At 65.8% G+C, this 17381-nt stretch carries 16 protein-coding genes; 10 read left to right on the top strand and 6 right to left on the bottom strand.

Annotation, left to right across the window (positions count from 1 at the left end):
* Positions 1-136 precede the first annotated feature (136 nt).
* The 9 genes from GNZ21_RS06205 to GNZ21_RS06245 all read left to right on the top strand — a co-directional run bounded on the left by GNZ21_RS06205 (position 137) and on the right by GNZ21_RS06245 (position 8581).
* Positions 137-985 (top strand): hypothetical protein, encoded by an 849-nt coding sequence (locus tag GNZ21_RS06205; RefSeq protein ID WP_188503784.1) that lies wholly within the window; start codon positions 137-139, stop codon positions 983-985.
* Positions 982-1791: an HAD-IIA family hydrolase gene (locus GNZ21_RS06210; protein WP_157322443.1), complete on the top strand. Its 810-nt coding sequence runs from the start codon at positions 982-984 to the stop codon at positions 1789-1791. Before GNZ21_RS06205 ends, GNZ21_RS06210 begins: the two co-directional genes overlap by 4 nt.
* On the top strand, positions 1791-1961 hold the full coding sequence (locus GNZ21_RS06215) for a hypothetical protein (RefSeq protein WP_157322445.1): 171 nt from the start codon (positions 1791-1793) through the stop codon (positions 1959-1961). The genes GNZ21_RS06210 and GNZ21_RS06215 overlap by 1 nt, the downstream gene beginning before the upstream one ends.
* A gap of 6 nt (positions 1962-1967) precedes the next feature.
* Positions 1968-2756 (top strand): TlyA family RNA methyltransferase, encoded by a 789-nt coding sequence (locus tag GNZ21_RS06220; protein ID WP_157322447.1) that lies wholly within the window; start codon positions 1968-1970, stop codon positions 2754-2756.
* Positions 2757-2812: 56 nt separating this feature from the next.
* Positions 2813-3763 (top strand): NAD kinase, encoded by a 951-nt coding sequence (locus tag GNZ21_RS06225; protein WP_157322448.1) that lies wholly within the window; start codon positions 2813-2815, stop codon positions 3761-3763.
* 6 nt (positions 3764-3769) lie between these two features.
* Positions 3770-5500: a DNA repair protein RecN gene (recN, locus tag GNZ21_RS06230; protein WP_188503783.1), complete on the top strand. Its 1731-nt coding sequence runs from the start codon at positions 3770-3772 to the stop codon at positions 5498-5500.
* 22 nt (positions 5501-5522) lie between these two features.
* A complete protein-coding gene (locus GNZ21_RS06235) occupies positions 5523-7229 on the top strand; it encodes a CTP synthase (RefSeq protein ID WP_373868461.1) in 1707 nt (568 codons plus the stop codon).
* Complete coding sequence (gene xerD, locus GNZ21_RS06240; protein ID WP_157322450.1) at positions 7229-8239, top strand: site-specific tyrosine recombinase XerD; 1011 nt, start codon at positions 7229-7231, stop codon at positions 8237-8239. Before GNZ21_RS06235 ends, xerD begins: the two co-directional genes overlap by 1 nt.
* Before the next feature lie 75 nt (positions 8240-8314).
* Positions 8315-8581, top strand: coding sequence for a PspC domain-containing protein (locus GNZ21_RS06245; RefSeq protein WP_157322452.1), 267 nt, complete (start codon positions 8315-8317; stop codon positions 8579-8581).
* A 63-nt stretch (positions 8582-8644) separates the two neighbouring features.
* On the opposite strand, the gene GNZ21_RS06250 is transcribed toward GNZ21_RS06245, so the two are convergent.
* The 5 genes from GNZ21_RS06250 to GNZ21_RS06270 form a co-directional block, all read right to left on the bottom strand.
* A complete protein-coding gene (locus tag GNZ21_RS06250) occupies positions 8645-9790 on the bottom strand; it encodes a bifunctional 2-methylcitrate synthase/citrate synthase (RefSeq protein ID WP_157322455.1) in 1146 nt (381 codons plus the stop codon).
* Positions 9791-9812: 22 nt separating this feature from the next.
* A complete protein-coding gene (gene prpB, locus GNZ21_RS06255; RefSeq protein WP_157322457.1) occupies positions 9813-10724 on the bottom strand; it encodes a methylisocitrate lyase in 912 nt (303 codons plus the stop codon).
* 1 nt (position 10725) lies between these two features.
* Complete coding sequence (locus tag GNZ21_RS06260; RefSeq protein ID WP_157322459.1) at positions 10726-12243, bottom strand: MmgE/PrpD family protein; 1518 nt, start codon at positions 12241-12243, stop codon at positions 10726-10728.
* Between the two features lie 13 nt (positions 12244-12256).
* On the bottom strand, positions 12257-12904 hold the full coding sequence (locus GNZ21_RS06265) for a GntR family transcriptional regulator (protein WP_157322461.1): 648 nt from the start codon (positions 12902-12904) through the stop codon (positions 12257-12259).
* Between the two features lie 104 nt (positions 12905-13008).
* Positions 13009-13677 carry a GntR family transcriptional regulator gene (locus GNZ21_RS06270; RefSeq protein WP_157322463.1) on the bottom strand — a complete coding sequence of 223 codons (669 nt, stop codon included), beginning with the start codon at positions 13675-13677 and terminating at the stop codon, positions 13009-13011.
* Positions 13678-13890: 213 nt separating this feature from the next.
* Here GNZ21_RS06270 and GNZ21_RS06275 point away from each other — a divergent pair, with 213 nt between their 5' ends.
* Positions 13891-15267, top strand: a complete 1377-nt coding sequence (locus GNZ21_RS06275) for a CitMHS family transporter (RefSeq protein WP_157322465.1) — start codon at positions 13891-13893, stop codon at positions 15265-15267.
* A 61-nt stretch (positions 15268-15328) separates the two neighbouring features.
* Here GNZ21_RS06275 and GNZ21_RS06280 read toward each other — a convergent pair whose 3' ends face one another.
* Complete coding sequence (locus GNZ21_RS06280) at positions 15329-17257, bottom strand: acetate--CoA ligase (protein WP_157322467.1); 1929 nt, start codon at positions 17255-17257, stop codon at positions 15329-15331.
* Positions 17258-17381 lie beyond the last annotated feature (124 nt).

Here is a 17381-nt window from a genome sequence, read left to right on the forward strand (position 1 = left end):
ACAGCGCCGATGGTACTGCACTCGGAAGGGTGTGGGAGAGTAGGACACCGCCGGACACACATTAGAGAAAGCCCCCGAGCCCTGCAATGGCGCAGAGCCCGGGGGCTTTCTGCATGCCTGCTTGTATCCTGTTCCAGTGACGAAACGAGACCAGCCGATGAGCGATCGCCGAAGCTATCCCCCGCGCCAGCGCACCGAGCGTGAGCAGCCCTCACACAACCCCAGAGACCTGCGCAGGGCCAATCGCGAGGACAGGGAACGCTCCCCGGAGATCGATGAGGACATCACCGGCAAGGAACTCGACCGGGAGGCTGCCCGTCAGCTGAGCACCCTCACAGACAACAACCGCCAGTGGGTGGCCAAGCACCTGGTGATGGCCGGCCGGCTGCTGGATATCAACCCGCAGCTGGCCCTGGAGCACGCACTGGCCGCATCGCGCAGAGGAGGGCGCCTGGCCGTGGTCCGGGAGGCAGTAGGTCTGGCGGCCTATGCGGCAGAGGACTATGCCGAAGCACTGCGCGAACTGCGCACCTACCGCAGGATCAGCGGCGACCAGACGCACCTGCCGGTGATCGCCGACTGCCTGCGCGCCCTCGGTAAGTCGGAGAAGGCCGTGGAACTGGCCCAGGAGCCTGAGGCCCAGCAGCTCACCGGTGCCGCTCGGGCCGAGCTGGCCATGGTGGTCGCCGGAGCCCACCAGGACCAGGGCGATTCCGCCAGCGCAAAAGCTGCCCTGGAGATCCCCGAGCTGAGCCTCAGCCGTGCCTTCTCCTTCAGCCCCCGCCTCTATGCCGCCTACGCGGAGGTGCTTCACCAGCTCGGCCAGGAACAGGAGGCCAGCAGATGGACCGCTCAGATTCCGGTGGCCGAGAAGGCCCTGGGCACCGGCCTGTTCGAAGAGCCTGAGATCTACGACTTCGATGACGAGGAGGACGAGCCTGCCCTGCCCCGGGTCAAAGACGTGCTGCCGGAGTCCAGCTCATGAACGCGGCCCTGATCGAGTCCCATGACGGGGTGCTCTTTGACCTGGACGGAGTTCTCTACCGTGGTGCCCATGCCGTCCCCGCAGCCCCGCAGGCAGTGGCCCAGCTCAAGGACATGGACAGGCGCTGCGCGTTCGTGACCAATAATGCCTCGCGTTCGGCCGAGCAGATCGCAGCGCATCTGGTGGAACTGGGTATCGCCGCCGAACCGCATGACGTCTACGGCTCCGCGACCGCCGGAGTCGCGCTGATGAGTCAGCACCTGGCACCGCCTGCCAAGGTGCTGGTCACCGGCAGCGACTCACTGCGCGAACTGTGCAGCGAGGCTGGCTACACCGTGGTGGAGAGCGCATCTGATTCCCCCGAGGCGGTCATCCAGGGCTTCGACCCCGACCTTGGCTGGAAGGACCTGGCAGAGGCCTCCTATGCCATCAATAACGGCGCCCAATGGTTCGCCACCAATCTGGACCGCAGCGTACCCCGTGAAAACGGCATCGCCCCGGCCAATGGAGCCCTGGTGGAAGCAGTCCGCTTCGCCACCGGCGCGCAGCCGCTGGCCGCTGGCAAACCCGAACCGGTGATGTTCAGCCAGGCTGCAGAATCCCTGGGACTGGAGCGCCCCCTGGTGGTGGGTGACCGGCTGGACACCGATATTCTCGGCGGCAACCGGGCCGGCTACACCACCGCGCTCGTGCTCACCGGGGCCACCGAGGAGAACCAAGCACACACAGCCACGGGGCACCAGCGGCCCCACTGGATTCTGGACACCCTGGAAGACCTCTTCAACGGCAACCACCGGAGCCTGTGATGATCCAGAACCACGACGCCGCCCCCACTCCAGATCAGGACTCCACCACAGCTGTGCACCTCACCACGGAGCAGGTCGAGCAGCAGATCGTTGAGGCGCAGCGGCTTCATCAGCAGCTGACGGAACGGCTCAGGGCCACCGAGCAGACCAGCGGTCCTGCTGGCCGCTGATCAGCCATGGCCGAACGCCTCGACAAAGCGCTGGTGGCCGCCGGGTTGGTGCCCAGCCGGAGCCGGGCACATCACCTGATTGAAAACGGGCAGGTGACAGTGGGCGGCGTCGTCGTCCACAAACCGGCAACAAAAGTGCAGCCCGGCCAGAAGCTGAGCATCACCGAGCAGGACCAGTGGGTCAGCCGTGCCGCCCATAAGCTGCTCGGGGCTCTGCAGGCTTTCGGGCAGATCCAGCCCGCCGGGCTGCGCTGCTTGGATGCTGGAGCCTCCACCGGCGGCTTCACTCAAGTGTTGCTGAGCAGGGGTGCCGAGCATGTGGTCGCGGTGGACGTCGGCCGCGACCAGTTGGCAGCGCAGGTCCGGGCTGATCCTCGGGTGACTGCCGTAGAGGGTCTCAACCTCAGATATGTGCGGCCCGGGGAGCTGGGGGAGCCGTTCGGGCTCATCGTCGCTGACCTGTCATTCATCTCTCTGCGGCTGGTGGTCGGGGCCCTCGCCGGCCAGGCCGCACCGGGGGCGGATCTGCTGCTGATGGTCAAGCCTCAGTTCGAGATCGGCCGGCAGCGCCTGGCCCGCACCGGGGTGGTCAGCAGTCCCGCCCAACGACGGGAGGCTGTGGTAGGAGTGATCGCCGCCGCCGAGGACGCCGGGCTGGCGCTGCGCGGAGTCTCACGCTCCCAGCTGCCCGGGCAGGACGGCAACGCCGAGTTCTTTCTCTGGCTGCGGAGTGAGCCGGCGGCAGCCATCTCCGCAACGGAGGATAGGCTGGGCAGTGTTGAGTTCGGCGGCTGACGATCAGCGGCCGAACTGCACCCTGACCTGAGGACCAGAGGATGGGAGGAGAGCCTATGCGGGCAGTGCTGGTACTGGCACATACCGGCCGGCGTGATGCAGTCGACGCCGCCGTCACTGTAGCCCGGAGCCTCCGATCCGCCGGTCTGCGGCCGGTGATGCTCCAGCACGACCTGGAGGCCATCGCCGCAGTGGCGGGGGACCAGCTGGCAGCCGCTGAGGTGGCGGTGGCCGAACGTGAGATCGCCCTGGCCGACTGCGAAGTCGGTATGGTGCTAGGCGGCGACGGGTCCATCCTGCGAGCCGCCCACCGGGCGCGCAGCGCCAGACTTCCGCTGATGGGAGTCAACCTGGGGCATGTGGGATTCCTGGCCGAGTCCGAGCGCACCCAGCTGGATGAGTCCGTGCAGTGGGTGATCCAGCAGAACTACACCGTCGAGCAGCGGATGACCCTGGATGTCCAGGTGTGGCAGGCCGATAAGCACCTGGGCTCCAGCTGGGCCCTGAACGAGGCCAGTATTGAGAAAGCCTCCCGGCAGCGGATGATCGAGTTGGTGATCGAGATCGACGGCGCACCGGTATCGGCCTTCGGCTGTGACGGGGTGGTGATGTCCACCCCCACCGGCTCCACCGCCTACGCATTCTCTGCCGGGGGACCCGTGGTCTGGCCCGAGGTGCAGGCCCTGGTGATGGTGCCGATCTCTGCCCATGCGCTCTTCGCCCGGCCGCTGGTGGTGGACCCCGCCTCCGTGATGGGCGTGGAGCTGCTGCCCCGCGGTGAGGAGCAGGGCGTTCTCTGGTGTGACGGCTCCCGCTCCATGGAGCTGCCCGCAGGAGCGCGGGTCGAGGTGACCCGTTCGGAGACCCCGGTGCTGCTGGCGCGGGTTCATCAGACGCCTTTCTCCCAGCGGTTGGTGGATAAGTTCAACCTGCCCACCACCGGCTGGCGCGGACCGGTGGAGGCTTCCAACACCCTGCCCTCCACAGAAGGCGGGGAGGAGGTCTGAGCGGACGTGATTGAGCACCTGAGCATCAGTGGGCTGGGCGTCATTGAGCGCGCCGAGCTGGAACTGGCCCCCGGGTTCAACGTTGTCACCGGCGAGACCGGAGCGGGCAAAACTATGGTGATCACCGCCTTCGGACTGCTGCTGGGTGCCCGGGCTGAGGCCTCCACGGTCCGATCCGGCTCGCAGCGAGCCGCTGTGGACGCCGAGATCATGGTCGCTGCCGACCACCCAGCCAGGGACCGGGCCGCCGAGGCCGGAGTGCTGGAAGAACAGGGCAGAGAAAGCGCTGATGAGCCCCTTCTGCTGGGCCGGTTGGTCAGCTCAAAAGGCCGCAGCCGCGCCAGCGTGGCCGGCCGCGCAGTACCGGTGAGCGTACTGGGACAGGTGGGCGCAGAGCTGGTGACCGTGCATGGCCAGTCCGACCAGTTGAGGCTGAAGTCCGCGGCAGCCCAACGGGCGGCCCTGGACAGCTACGCCGGTGCCGAGTTCGCCCAGCTGCTGGCTGACTACCAGCAGAGGTTCCGCACCTACCAGCAGCACAAGGCCGAGCTGGAGCAGATTACAGCCCATGAGCTGGAGCGCCGGCGGGAGGCCGAACACCTTCAGCAGGCCCTGGAGGCCATCGACGCCGTGGAGCCGGTGCCCGGTGAAGATGAGCAGCTCAAAGCGGAGTCGATCAAGTTGGAGAACGTCGAGACCCTACGTGAGGCAGCCCGCACGGCTCAGGCGGTGCTCTCCGGTGGGGACGCTGCCGAGGTGGTGGAGCCCGGCCCCCATGCCGCACAGCTGCTCGAGGCCGCACAGTCGGCTCTGACCCCGGTGACAGATCAGGACCAGGAGCTGCAGCAGCTCGCCCAGCAGCTGGCCGAGGTTTCAGCGCTGCTCTCCGATGCCGCCTCCCAGCTTGGTCTCTACGCGGCCAGCCTTGATGAGACGGGCCCGGAGCGGTTGGCCCAGATCCACGCTAGGCGCGCGGAGATTGATAAGCTGCTGCGGCTCTACGGGCCAGAGATCACCGATGTGCTCGCCTGGGCCGAGCAGTCCCGGACCCGGCTGAGCACACTGCAGTCAGACGCTGACCGAATCCAGGAGCTCACCGATGCCGTGCAGCAGCAGGAGAAACAACTGCGCACCCAGGCTGAGGAACTGACCCGGCGTCGCCGGGAGGCAGGGCAGAGGCTGGCCGAGGCGGTGGAAGGTGAGCTTGCTGCCCTGGCCATGCCCCAGGCCCGGCTGAGAGTTCAGACAGACCCTGTCCCGGAGCTAGGCCTGCACGGGGCAGATACGGTGGCACTGCTGCTGAGCCCGCACTCCGGGGCTGAACCGCTGCCGCTGGGCAAAGGGGCCTCCGGCGGTGAGCTCTCCAGGGTCATGCTGGCCCTGGAGGTGGTGCTTGCTGAGCAGCAGCAGGCCGGGACCTTCATCTTTGATGAGGTTGATGCCGGTGTGGGTGGTAAGGCGGCTGTGCAGATCGGCAGACGGCTGGCAGCACTGGCCCAGCACGCCCAGGTCATTGTGGTGACGCATCTGCCTCAGGTGGCCGCTTATGCCGACCACCACATCCGGGTTCATAAGTCCTCAGATGCTGCCGCCGGTGTCACCGCCTCCGATGTGCGCGCCTTGGATCACTCGGAACGGGTGGGCGAGCTGGCCCGCATGTTGGCCGGCCAGGAGGACTCCGAATCCGCCCGGGCCCATGCTGCTGAGCTGCTCCACAGAGCCGGGGAGGCGTCGTAAGTGATCAGAAATCCCATTCCGAGTGATAGGCTGGAACCCCGTGGCGCAGCGCATTAATTCAAGAAATCAGAACGGCCCGGAAATCACCCGGCAGATCTTCGTGACCGGTGGTGTGGTCTCCTCACTGGGAAAGGGACTGACTGCCTCCTCGCTGGGGCATCTGCTCAGGGCCCGCGGACTCAACGTGGTCATGCAGAAGCTGGACCCCTACCTCAACGTAGACCCGGGCACTATGAACCCTTTCCAGCACGGTGAGGTGTTCGTCACCGAGGACGGTGCTGAGACAGACCTGGACATCGGGCACTACGAACGCTTCCTGGACGAGAACCTGGACGGGCTCAACAACGTCACCACTGGGCAGATCTACTCCTCAGTCATCGAGAAGGAGCGCCGGGGCGACTACCTGGGCGATACCGTCCAGGTCATCCCGCACATCACCGATGAGATCAAGCGCCGGATGCGCCTGCCCGCTGACACCCCGCAGGGAGCCGCACCTGATGTGATCATCACCGAGATCGGCGGAACAGTGGGCGATATTGAGTCTCAGCCCTTCCTGGAGGCGGCCCGTCAGCTGCGCCAGGATGTGGGCCGGGAGAATGTGTTCTTCCTGCACGTGTCCCTGGTGCCCTATATCGGCCCCAGCCAGGAGCTGAAGACCAAGCCCACCCAGCACTCGGTGGCTGCCCTGCGCTCCCTGGGCATCCAGCCCGATGGGATCGTGCTGCGCAGTGACCGGGAGCTTCCTGCCGACATCCGCGGAAAGATCTCCCGGATGTGCGATGTGGATGCCGATGCGGTGATCAACTGCGCGGACGCCCCCAGCATCTACGACATCCCCAAGATCCTGCACAAACAGGCTATCGACGCCTATGTGGTCCAAGCCCTGGATCTGAAGTTCAAAGATGTGGACTGGGGCAAGTGGAACCGGCTGCTCAACGTGGTGCACAACCCCGATGACGAGGTGGAGGTGGCCCTGGTCGGCAAATACATCGACCTGCCCGATGCCTACCTCTCCGTCACTGAGGCGCTGCGCGCCGGCGGCTTCGCGCATAAAGCGCGCACCAAGATCCGCTGGGTCCCCTCCGACCTGTGTGCCGACCCGGAGGGAGCGGCCAAGGCCCTGGCCGGGGCAGACGCGATCTGCGTACCCGGAGGCTTCGGTGTGCGCGGGCTGGACGGCAAGATCGGTGCGCTGCGTTACGCCCGCGAGAACGGCATCCCGGCACTGGGCCTCTGCCTGGGCCTGCAGACCATGGTGATGGAGTATGCCCGCAATGTGCTGGGTATGAGCCAGGCTAACTCCACCGAGTTCGACCCGGAGACCACCTTCCCGGTGATCGCCACCATGGCCGAGCAGAAGTCCATCGTGGAAGGCGCCGGTGACCTGGGCGGCACTATGCGTCTGGGTGCCTATGACGCGAAGCTGGCAGAGGGCTCCGTGGTGGCTGAAGCCTATGGAGCCACTGAGGTCTCCGAGCGGCATCGGCATCGCTACGAGGTCAACAACGAATACCGCGAGCAACTGGCTGACGCCGGCCTGGTGTTCTCCGGCACCAGCCCGGACGGGCTGCTGGTGGAGTTCGTGGAGCTGCCCAAAGAGGTCCACCCCTATTACGTCTCCACCCAGGCCCATCCTGAGCTGAAGTCCCGGCCCACCAACCCGCACCCGCTCTTCGCCGGACTCATCGGTGCAGGCCTGGCCCGGTCCAAGCAGCACCGCCACAGCTGATGGCCGCGCAGGCTGAGCCAGCTGCACAGCGCCAGCCTGCCCCCGCGTTCCGGACGGTGGCGCAGGCCAGTGCACTGTGGCCTGAGGTCGCCGACTACCTGGCTCATCTGCGCATTGAACGCGGCTCATCGGCCAATACCCTCGCCTCCTATGAGCGGGACCTGGCCCGCTACGCCGCCCACTTGCACCTGCTGGGGCTGCAGGCACCCGCACAGATCGACTCCGGGCATATCTCCGAGTACCTGCAGGCGGTCACCACCGGGGCCGACGGCGGCACCGCATTGGCAGAGCGGTCAGTGGCACGTATGCTCGCCGCCGTCCGAGGCCTGCACAAATACTGGGCGCAGGAGGGGCGCACCGGGTACGACGCCGCCGCGGAGGTCACTGCCCCCAAACTCGCTCAGTCACTGCCCAAAGCGCTCAGTACCGATCAGGTCGGCCAGCTCATCGAGACCCCCAGCCCGGCCCAGCCGCTTGGTCTGCGCGACCGGGCCCTGTTGGAGTTCCTCTATGCCACCGGGGCCAGGATCACTGAGGCAGTCTCACTGGACGTGGACGATGTCCACGCCTTTCAGCCCGCGGGGGAGCAGGGGCTGGTGCTGGTGCGGGTCACCGGCAAGGGCAATAAGCAGCGGATGGTGCCCCTGGGCCGGATGGCGCAGAAGGCACTGGGTGACTATCTCAGCGCCGGCCGCCCCGCCCTGGCGGAGAAATCGGGGCGGCGGAGCTCAGCGGCCCTGTTCCTCAACAAGCTGGGTGGTAGGCTCTCGCGTCAGTCGGCCTGGGAGGTCCTGAAGAAGACTGCTGAGGCCGCTGGGATCACCGCTGAGGTCTCACCCCATACGCTCAGGCACAGCTGTGCGACCCATATGCTCGAGGGTGGGGCAGATATCCGCACCGTGCAGGAGTTGCTGGGCCATGCCTCAGTGACCACCACCCAGATCTACACCAAGGTCACCGCCGAGTCCCTGAGAGAGGTGTATGCCTCAGCCCATCCCCGAGCGCGGTAGTCCTGAGCCCGGCAGGTCCAGCTCCGGCTGCCGGCTAGCCTTGCCGCGGCGGCTGGCTCAGCGTAACGTTTGAGTATGACGCGCTTCTTCGACGCTATTCGCAGCATCGGTTTCCGCCGCGGCCCAGACCGGCTGCTGGGCGGTATCGCAGGGGGCATCGCCCGGGGACTCAATGCCAATGTGTGGCTGGTCCGCCTCTTGGTCCTGCTCGCATTCCTTCTGCCCGTGGCAGGCCTGGGGGCCTACCTCCTGGTGTGGCTGCTCACTCCCTGGCAGGATGACACGATCCCCTTGGAACGTATGCTGGACAATAAGGACGGCGGTCCTCGGCCTCGCAGCTGACAGCGAAGCCCCGGAAGCCTACGGCTGAGCGTGGCCTCCGGGGCTCCAGTATGAGTCCGTCTGCTATTTCTTCAGCTGGCGCTCATCTGGTCCGTTATAGGCACTCAGCGGGCGGATCAGCGAGTTGGCCGCCCGCTGCTCCATAATGTGCGCTGTCCAGCCGGTGATCCGGGAGGCGATGAACAGCGGCGTGAACAGCTCAGTGTCAAAGCCCATCAGGTGATAGGTGGGCCCGGCCGGATAGTCCAGGTTGGGTTTGATGCCCTTGGCCTCATCCATCGCCTGCTCCAGGCCGTCGTAGAGCCCGATGATCTCATGGCGCCCATAGTGCTCGATCATCGCATCCAGGGCAGCCTTCATGGTCGGCACCCGGGAGTCACCCTTCTTATACACCCGGTGACCGAAGCCCATGACCTTCTTCTTAGCGGCCAAGGCCTCCTCCATCCACGCCTTGGAGCGGGCGGCGGCCTCCTCGCGCGTCTCCTCCTTCCGGATGCCGATCTCCTCAAAGGTGTGCATCACCGCCTCATTGGCGCCGCCGTGCAGCGGGCCTTTCAGGGCGCCGATTGCGGCAGTCACCGCAGAGTGCAGATCGGAGAGGGTGGAGGTCACCACCCGGGCGGTGAAGGTGGAGGCGTTGAAGGAGTGCTCAGCGTAGAGCACCATCGAGACCCGGAAGGCATCCACCACTTCTGGTGCTGCCTCCTCGCCGAAGGTCATCCAGAGGAAGTTCTGGGAGTAGTCCAGATCCTCCCGGGGCTCAACGACCTCCTGGCCGCGGCGGCGCCGCTGGTCATAGGCAACCACTGCAGGGAAGGCCGCGAAGAGCTTCTTGGACTTGGCCAGCTCAGTCTCCGGATCGGATTCCTCAGACTGAGGGTCATTGGCACCCAGTACGGAGACCGCAGTGCGGCCCACATCCATCGGATGGCAGTCGGTGGGCAGCAGGTCGATGGCGGACTTGACCCTGGGGTCCAACGCCCGGTGGGCACGTTCGAAGGTCACAAACTCCGCCAGCTGCGACTCGGTGGGCAGCTCGCCGGTCCACAGCAGCAGGGCGACCTCCTCGAAGCTGAGTTCGGCGGCCAGCTGCTGGACCGGATAGCCGCGGTAGAGCAACGAATTGGTCTCCGGGTTGACCTTGGAGATGGCGGTGTAGTCGGCGACTACTCCGGCCAGGCCCTTGTACACAGTGTCTTCGGTAGTCATCGGTGACTCCTTAATGTGGAGGTTATTGGTTGAACTGTCCGGGAACGTCGAAGTCGAAGATCCCGGAGTCGAAGCTGCTGTATGCCTCATAGTCGACCAGCTCATAGAGCCGGGCACGGGTCATCATGGACTCTACCGCCGGCTGCTGGGTGCCCTCGGCGGCGATGGTGTCCAGAGTCCGTTCGATGGCCCCCATGGCGGAGCGCAGTGAGGTCACCGGGTAGATGATCAGCGCCACCCCCGCTGCGGCCAGCTGCTGCCGGGTGAACAGCTCAGACTTGCCGAACTCGGTCATATTCGCCAGCACCGGAACGTCCACGGCCGAGCACACCGCCTCGAACTCGGAGAGATCCTTCATGGCCTCGGGGAAGATGGCATCAGCCCCGGCGGCCACCAGGGCCTTGGCCCGGTCAATGGCCGCCTCCAGCCCCTCGGCGGCCCGTAAATCGGTGCGCGCCATGATCAGGAAGTTCTCATCCCGGCGGGCCTCCGCGGCAGCCTTGATCCGCTTGGTGGCGGTCTCGGTGTCCACGGTGGCCTTGCCGTCCAGGTGGCCGCAGCGCTTAGGGTTCACCTGGTCCTCAATATGACATCCGGCCAGTCCAGCGTTCTCCAGCTCATGGATGGTCCGGGCCACGTTCATCGGCTCGCCGAAGCCGGTATCGGCATCCACAATTGTTGGCAGATCGGACAGCCGGGCGATCTGGCCGGCACGGGTGGCCACCTCGGTGAGCGTGGTCAGCCCGATGTCCGGCAGGCCCAGCTCATTGGCCAACACGGCTCCAGAGATGTAGAGCCCGTCGAAGCCCTTCTCCTGGATCAGCGGTGCCGAGAGCGGGGTGAAGGTGCCGGGGAACTGGCGTGCCGCCCCCGGGGTGAGGATCTCGCGCAGCTGTTTGCGCTTAGCCTCCGGTGTGGTCTTTGCGTACAACATCTCAGAACAGTCCCTTCGGGGAATTGGCCAGATCGACGACGCCGCCGGCAGCCTGGACGTTGAGACCCACCAGTTCTTCGGCACTCAGCTCGGGGAGGCGCTGGACTGTCTCCAGGAACCGGTCTGCCTCGGCGTCGTCGACAACGCCCTCTGCCAGAGTGCGGAACTTGGCGATGTACTGCTCCCGTGCGAAGGGGCGGGCCCCCAGCGGGTGGGCGTCGGCGACGGCAATCTCATCGGTGATCACCGTCCCATCGTTGAGGGTGATCTCCACCGAGCCGCCGAAGGCCTTCTCGGAGATGTCCAGGGAGTGGTAGCGGCGGGTCCACTCCGGGTCCTCCTCGGTGGTCACCTTGTGCCACAGCTCCACGGTGTCGGGCCGGCCGGCACGCTCAGGGGCGTAGGAGTCCACATGGTGCCAGCGGCCGTCCTGCAGGGCCACGGTGAAGATGTACGGGATGGAGTGGTCCAGAGTCTCCCGGGATGCCGTGGGATCGTACTTCTGCGGGTCATTGGCCCCGGAGCCGATCACGTAGTGGGTGTGGTGGCTGGTGCGGATCAGCACTGACTTCACGTTGGCGGGGTCGGTGATCTCCGGGTGCTCGGCGTGGAGCTTACGAGCCAGATCGATCCAGGCCTGCGCCTGGTACTCCGCAGAGTGCTCCTTGGTGTAGGTGTCCAGGATGCCGCGCTTGGGCTCGCCCTCGGCCGGCAGCGGCACGGTGTACTCAGCCTCCGGGCCGTCCAGAATCCAGGCGATCACCCCGTCCTCGCCCTCGTAGATCGGCACCGGGGAGGTCTGGCCGCGCAGGGCACGGTCCACGGCCTCAACGGCCATCTTTCCGGCGAATGCCGGGGCGTGGGCCTTCCAGGTGGAGATCTCACCCTTGCGGGACTGGCGGGTTGCGGTGGTGGTGTGCAGGGCCTGGCCCACGGCCTGGAAGATGGTCTCAGCGTCTAGGCCCAGCAGGGTGCCGATGCCGGCTGCGGCGGAGGGCCCCAGATGGGCCACATGGTCGATCTTGTGCTTGTGCAGGCAGATCGCCTTGACCAGGTCCACCTGGATCTCATAGCCGGTGGCGATGCCGCGGACCAGATCGGCCCCTGAGCGGCCGGTGTGCTCAGCCACGGCGAGGATGGCCGGAATGTTGTCACCGGGGTGGGAGTAGTCCGCGGCGAGGAAGGTGTCGTGGAAGTCAAGCTCCCGGACAGCCACGCCGTTGGCCCAGGCAGCCCACTCGGGGGAAACCTTCTCAGTGATGCCGAAGACCGAGCCGCCGCTGCCATTGGCAGAGGCCGGGTGGGCAAGGGCCTGAGCCCGGGCGGAGACAATGGGCGCCCGGTTCAGCGAGGCCACGGCCACCGAGGCGTTGTCGATGATCCGGTTGATCACCATCTCGGTGACCTCATCCTCCACGGGCACCGGGTCCACAGCGACCTTGGCGATCTTATAAGCCAGCTGGTCCTCGCGGGCCAGGTTATCGGAACTGGGGTGGACCCGTACGGTGTGTTCAATCATGGGGATAGTCCTCTCAGGTTGCTGGTTCTGGTTCGGAAAGCTGCTGCCGCTGCTGGGAGATGTAGCCCAGGCTGCGGCGCAGGTGGAGTCTGGTGGCGGCCTCTGCCATCTGTGGGTCGCCGGAGGCGATCCCTAAGCAAATATCGCGATGCTCTGCGGCGGAGCGGGCCAGGCGGTCCGGGCGGTCCTTGGCCAGGCGGCGGACCCGAGCCAGGTGAACGCGCAGACCGCTCAGCATGGTGCTGAGGTAGGGGTTGCCTACGGCCGCGTCGATCTCTTGATCCATCCGGGCGGCCAGACGGTAGTGGCTCTCGGCATCGGGGGCGAGTTGGGCGGCGTCGAACTCTTCTGCCAAGGCCGTGAAGACCTCTGCGCTGCCGCGCTGGGCAGCCAGGCTTGCCGCCTGGGACTCCAGCGGGATGCGCACCTCGAAGAGGCGATCCACGTCTTCCAGTGAGATATCAGTGACCACAGTGCCCCGGCGCGGGTGCTGCACGGCAAGTCCGGCTGCCACCAGCCGGGAGAAGGCCTCCCGGACCGGAGTGCGGGAGACGCCCAGCCGCTGGGACTGCTCCACCTCGCCCAGGACCGTTCCTGGGGGCAGGCTGCCCTCCAGGATCTCCTCCTGGAGCGCGGTGTATGCCGCATCACTTGCTCGCATACCCCCAGTGTATACACAGAGGAGGCGACGGGTCACCCTCCTAGCGGCATATGGCACGTTCTAGTGGGTTTGTGTATACAAGCCCGGGGATGCTCGAGGAGCCTTCAGGCGGCGGACTCCCGGGCCTGGAGATGGGCTTTGACCTCCTGATAAGCGGCCATGACATGCTCGCGGATGGCCTGCTCAGCAGCATCGGGGTCCCGGGAGGCGATGGCATCAACAATGTGGCGGTGCTCGGCAAAGGCTTCCTCGCGGCGGCTGGCGCTCTGATTGGAGAGGATCCGATACCGGTGCAGGTGACCTCGGATTTGGCGGAGCATTTCATCACTGCGGTGGATGCCTGCAGCCCTGAAGATCACATCGTGTAGCAGTGCGCCCAGCCGGTGGGTCTCGGACTCCCGGTCCAGTAGGCGCTCCATCTGTTCAAGGAGGTCCGCCATCTCGGCGAGGTCGGCAGGGGAGGCGTGCTGGGCGGCCTCCCGGGCGCTGACCGACTCCAAAGCCGAGCGGATGAGGTAGAGCTCTCGGAGATCCTCCAGGTCAAGCGGGGTGACGAAGGTACCCCCAGTGGGCCCCTGCTCCACGAGGTTCTCACTGAGCAGCCGGCTCAGAGCCTCCCGCACCGGGGTGCGGCTGACTTTCATCTGCTGGGCAAGTGCCGTCTCGCGGAGTCGCTGACCGGGTGGAAGCTCCAGGGAGATGATCTGCTCTCGCAGGGTGGAGTAGACATAGTCGGCGCCGGAATAGCGGCGAACGCCCGGTGCAGGAGTCATAGGGTGTCAGGACTTTCTGTGAGAGCGCTCCTGTGACGGGGAGGTACCTGTGAGCTTTGACACCCTGAGTGTACTGGGATATAAAGTACCGGGTCTACTTGCATGCATGTAGACAGAACGGACCCTCGCACGACTTAAAACCCCACCTCAATCAGCAGGCCCATAGCTGTGCCTGCAGTCGGGGGCCGGGGAATAGGAAGAGAGTACCTCGAGATGCTAACCACTGTAGGGCTATTGACGATTGTTGCGGTCGTCGCCTTGCTGATCTCCAACCGGGTATCGCCCCTGGTCATCCTGACACTGGTTCCGCTCACCGCGGCACTGCTGGCGGGGTATGACTTTGATGAGATCAGCGAATTCTTCGAGTCGGGAATCGGCTCGGTGATGAGTGTCGCGATCATGTTTGTGTTCGCGATCCTCTACTTCGGCATCATGCGCGATGTCGGGCTGTTCGAACCGCTGGTGAGGTTCATCGTCAGAGTTTCCCGCGGAAACGTGGTCGCGGTGGCCGTCGGCACGGTCTGCCTGGGCGCAGTGGCGCACCTGGACGGTTCCGGAGCCACCACCCTTCTGGTCACCATTCCGCCGCTGCTGCCGGTGTACAAGCGCCTGGGAATGAGCCCCTATCTGCTGCTGACCCTGGCCGTGACCAGCGTGGGCGTGATGAACCTGCTGCCCTGGGCCGGACCCATCGGCCGGGCCGGAGCTGTTACTGGCATTGACCCCACTGAGCTCTACCGCCCGCTGATCCCGGTGCAGATAGCCGGCCTGGTGCTGCTGATCGCCATGGCTGTGGTGATGGGCATGCGCGAGAAGCGCCGGATCGCCAAGCGCCAGGAGGCGCAAAAACTGGCCGCTGTCGGCGGGGACTCTGCCGATCAGAGCGCCCAGAGCCGGGGTAGTGCTGCCATCACCGACGAGGAGGACGAGGCAGAGAGCCCGGAGGAGCAGCAGCGCCGGCTGGAGCTGATGCGCCCCAAGCTCATCTGGGTCAACGCGGCGCTGACCGTGGCGATCATCGCTGTACTGATGGTGGGCTGGCTGCCCACTCCGTATGTGTTCATGGTGGGTGTCTGCCTGGCGCTTCTGATCAACTACCGCAAGATGCAGGAGCAGCTGGACCGGATCAAGGACCATGCAGCCAATGCGCTCTCGATGGCCGTGATCATCCTGGCCGCCGGATCCTTCCTCGGCATCCTGGGTGAGAGTGGGATGCTGGACTCCATCGCTGAGGACATCATCCAGGTGGCCCCCGAGCCGGTGCTGCAGAACATGCACATTGTGCTGGGCATCATCGCCCTGCCGCTGGACTTTGTGCTCAGCACCGATGCCTTCTGGTTCGGATTCTTCCCCGTGGTGGAACAGGTGACGGCCTCAGTGGGGATCTCCACCACCACCGCCGTCTACGCGGCGGGCATCGGCAATATCGTCGGTGCGCTGATCAGCCCCTTTGCTCCGGCGCTCTGGCTGGGACTGGGCCTGGCCCGCCTGGAGATCGGCAAGTTCATCCGCTACGCATTCCTCTGGATGTGGGGCTACAGCCTGCTGCTGTTCCTCGCCGCCATCCTGCTGGGCGTGGTGGAGGTCTGAGCCCACCGCTTGGCTGAGTGACTGCCGGCCCCGGTTCGCTGAACATCAGCGGGCCGGGGCCTCAGTCTTTGCTGCCCTGGGACCCACGCAGTACAGGCAGCAGGGCCTCGATCACACCGGGGTCCTCGATAGTGGAGGGCACCACATAGTCCTTGCCGTCTGCGATTTGGCGCATAGTCTTGCGCAGGATCTTTCCGGAGCGGGTCTTGGGCAGTGCCTCCACCACTGCGACCTCCTTGAAGTCGGCCACCGGGCCGATCGTGGCCCGGACATGTGCCACCAGCTCCTCGCGCAGCTGCTCCTGACTGATCTGCGCCCCGGCCTTCAGCACCAGGAACCCGGCCGGGCGTTGACCCTTGAGCTCATCAGCCAGGCCGATCACCGCGCACTCGGCCACCGCAGGGTGCTCCGCCACGGCAGCCTCGATCTCTCCGGTGGAGAGCCGGTGGCCAGAAACGTTGATGACATCATCGGTGCGTCCCATCACGTAGATGTAGCAGTCCTGGTCGATGTACCCGGAGTCCCCTGTGGTGTAGTAGCCCTTGAAGGCCGAGAGGTAGGCCTCCACATAGCGGGCGTCATCACCCCAGAGCGAGTACAGGGTGCCCGGCGGCAGCGGCAGCTTGATCGCGATATTGCCCTCCTGCCCCGCCGGCAGCGGCTCGCCCAGCGGGTCCAGCACCGCCACGTCATAGCCGACCATCGGCAGTGCGGCCGAACCCACCTTGACCGGCAGCTGTTGGATCCCCACCGGATTGGCCGCGATCGGCCACCCGGTCTCGGTCTGCCACCAGTTGTCGATCACCGGCACATCCAGAGCCTCGCCGATCCAGCGCTGAGTCTCCGGGTCCAGCCGCTCCCCGGCGCTGAACAGGTAGTTCAGGCTCGAGATGTCATAGTCGGTGACTTTAGAGGCCGCCGGATCCGCTTTGCGGATGGCCCGCAGCGCAGTCGGTGCTGTGAACAGCGTGTTGATCCGGTGCTCCTGCACCATCCGCCAGAACGCCCCGGCATCTGGGGTGCCCACCGGTTTGCCCTCGTAGAGCACACTGGTGGCCCCGGCCAGCAGTGGGGCGTAGACGATATAGGAGTGACCCACCACCCATCCCACATCGGAGGCGCAGAGGATCACCTGCCCGGGCCCGATGCCGAAGATCGCAGGCATCGTCCAGTTCAGGGCCACTGCGGTGCCGCCCTGGTCGCGCACCACTCCCTTGGGCTTGCCGGTGGTGCCGGAGGTGTAGAGCACATAGAGCGGATGGGTGGCCGGCACGCTCACCGGCGCCGCAGGTTCAGCGGCGCTGAGCAGAGTCTGCCAGTCGTGCCAGGTAGCCTCGCTCCGGCTAGCCAGCTGCTCCGCACTGTGCTCAAATCCCTCCCGGTGAACCACGACGACGCTGCCCACCCTGTGCTGTGCCAGATGAAGTGCCTCAGCCACCTTGGGCAGATACTCCACCCGGCGGGTAGGTTCGATCCCGCCGGTGGCGGTGATCACGGTGTCCGGGGCGGCGTCGTCGATTCTGGAGGCGATCTCTTTGGCCGCGAACCCGCCGAAGACCACTGAGTGCACCGCACCCAGCCGCGCGCAGGCCAGCATGGCGATGACCGCCTGCGGGATCATCGGCAGATAGAGCAGCACCCGGTCACCGGTGCCCACGCCCAGAGCAGCCAGGGCACCGGCTGCGGCGGCTACCTCATCGCGCAGCTCGGCATAGCTGTAGCTGCGCGAGTCCTGAGTCATCGCGGAATCGTAGATCAGCGCGGTGCGGTCCCCATGCCCGGCCGCCACATGCCGGTCCAGGGCGTTATGGGTGATGTTGAGCTTCCCGTCAGGGAACCAGCGGTGCAGCGGGGCCTGGGAGCTGTCCAGGGCCTGGGTCGGCGGAACATCCCACTCCAGCTGCGCGGCGGTCTCCAGCCAGAAGCGCTGCGGGTCGGTAACAGATTCGGCGTAGATCTCGCGGTAGCTGTTGGAAGCAACAGATGGCATGATCAGACTCCTTCGTCTCGGTGTGGTGCTGATCACAGAATAGACGTTCCGGCCGCTGGGGTATGACCCAGTGTGACGAATCCAGCGTCTGTGCGCCCGCCGCTGGGCGGAATCAGGTGATAAT

The sequence above is a fragment of the Nesterenkonia alkaliphila genome, assembly GCF_009758175.1.
Taxonomy (GTDB): domain Bacteria; phylum Actinomycetota; class Actinomycetes; order Actinomycetales; family Micrococcaceae; genus Nesterenkonia; species Nesterenkonia alkaliphila.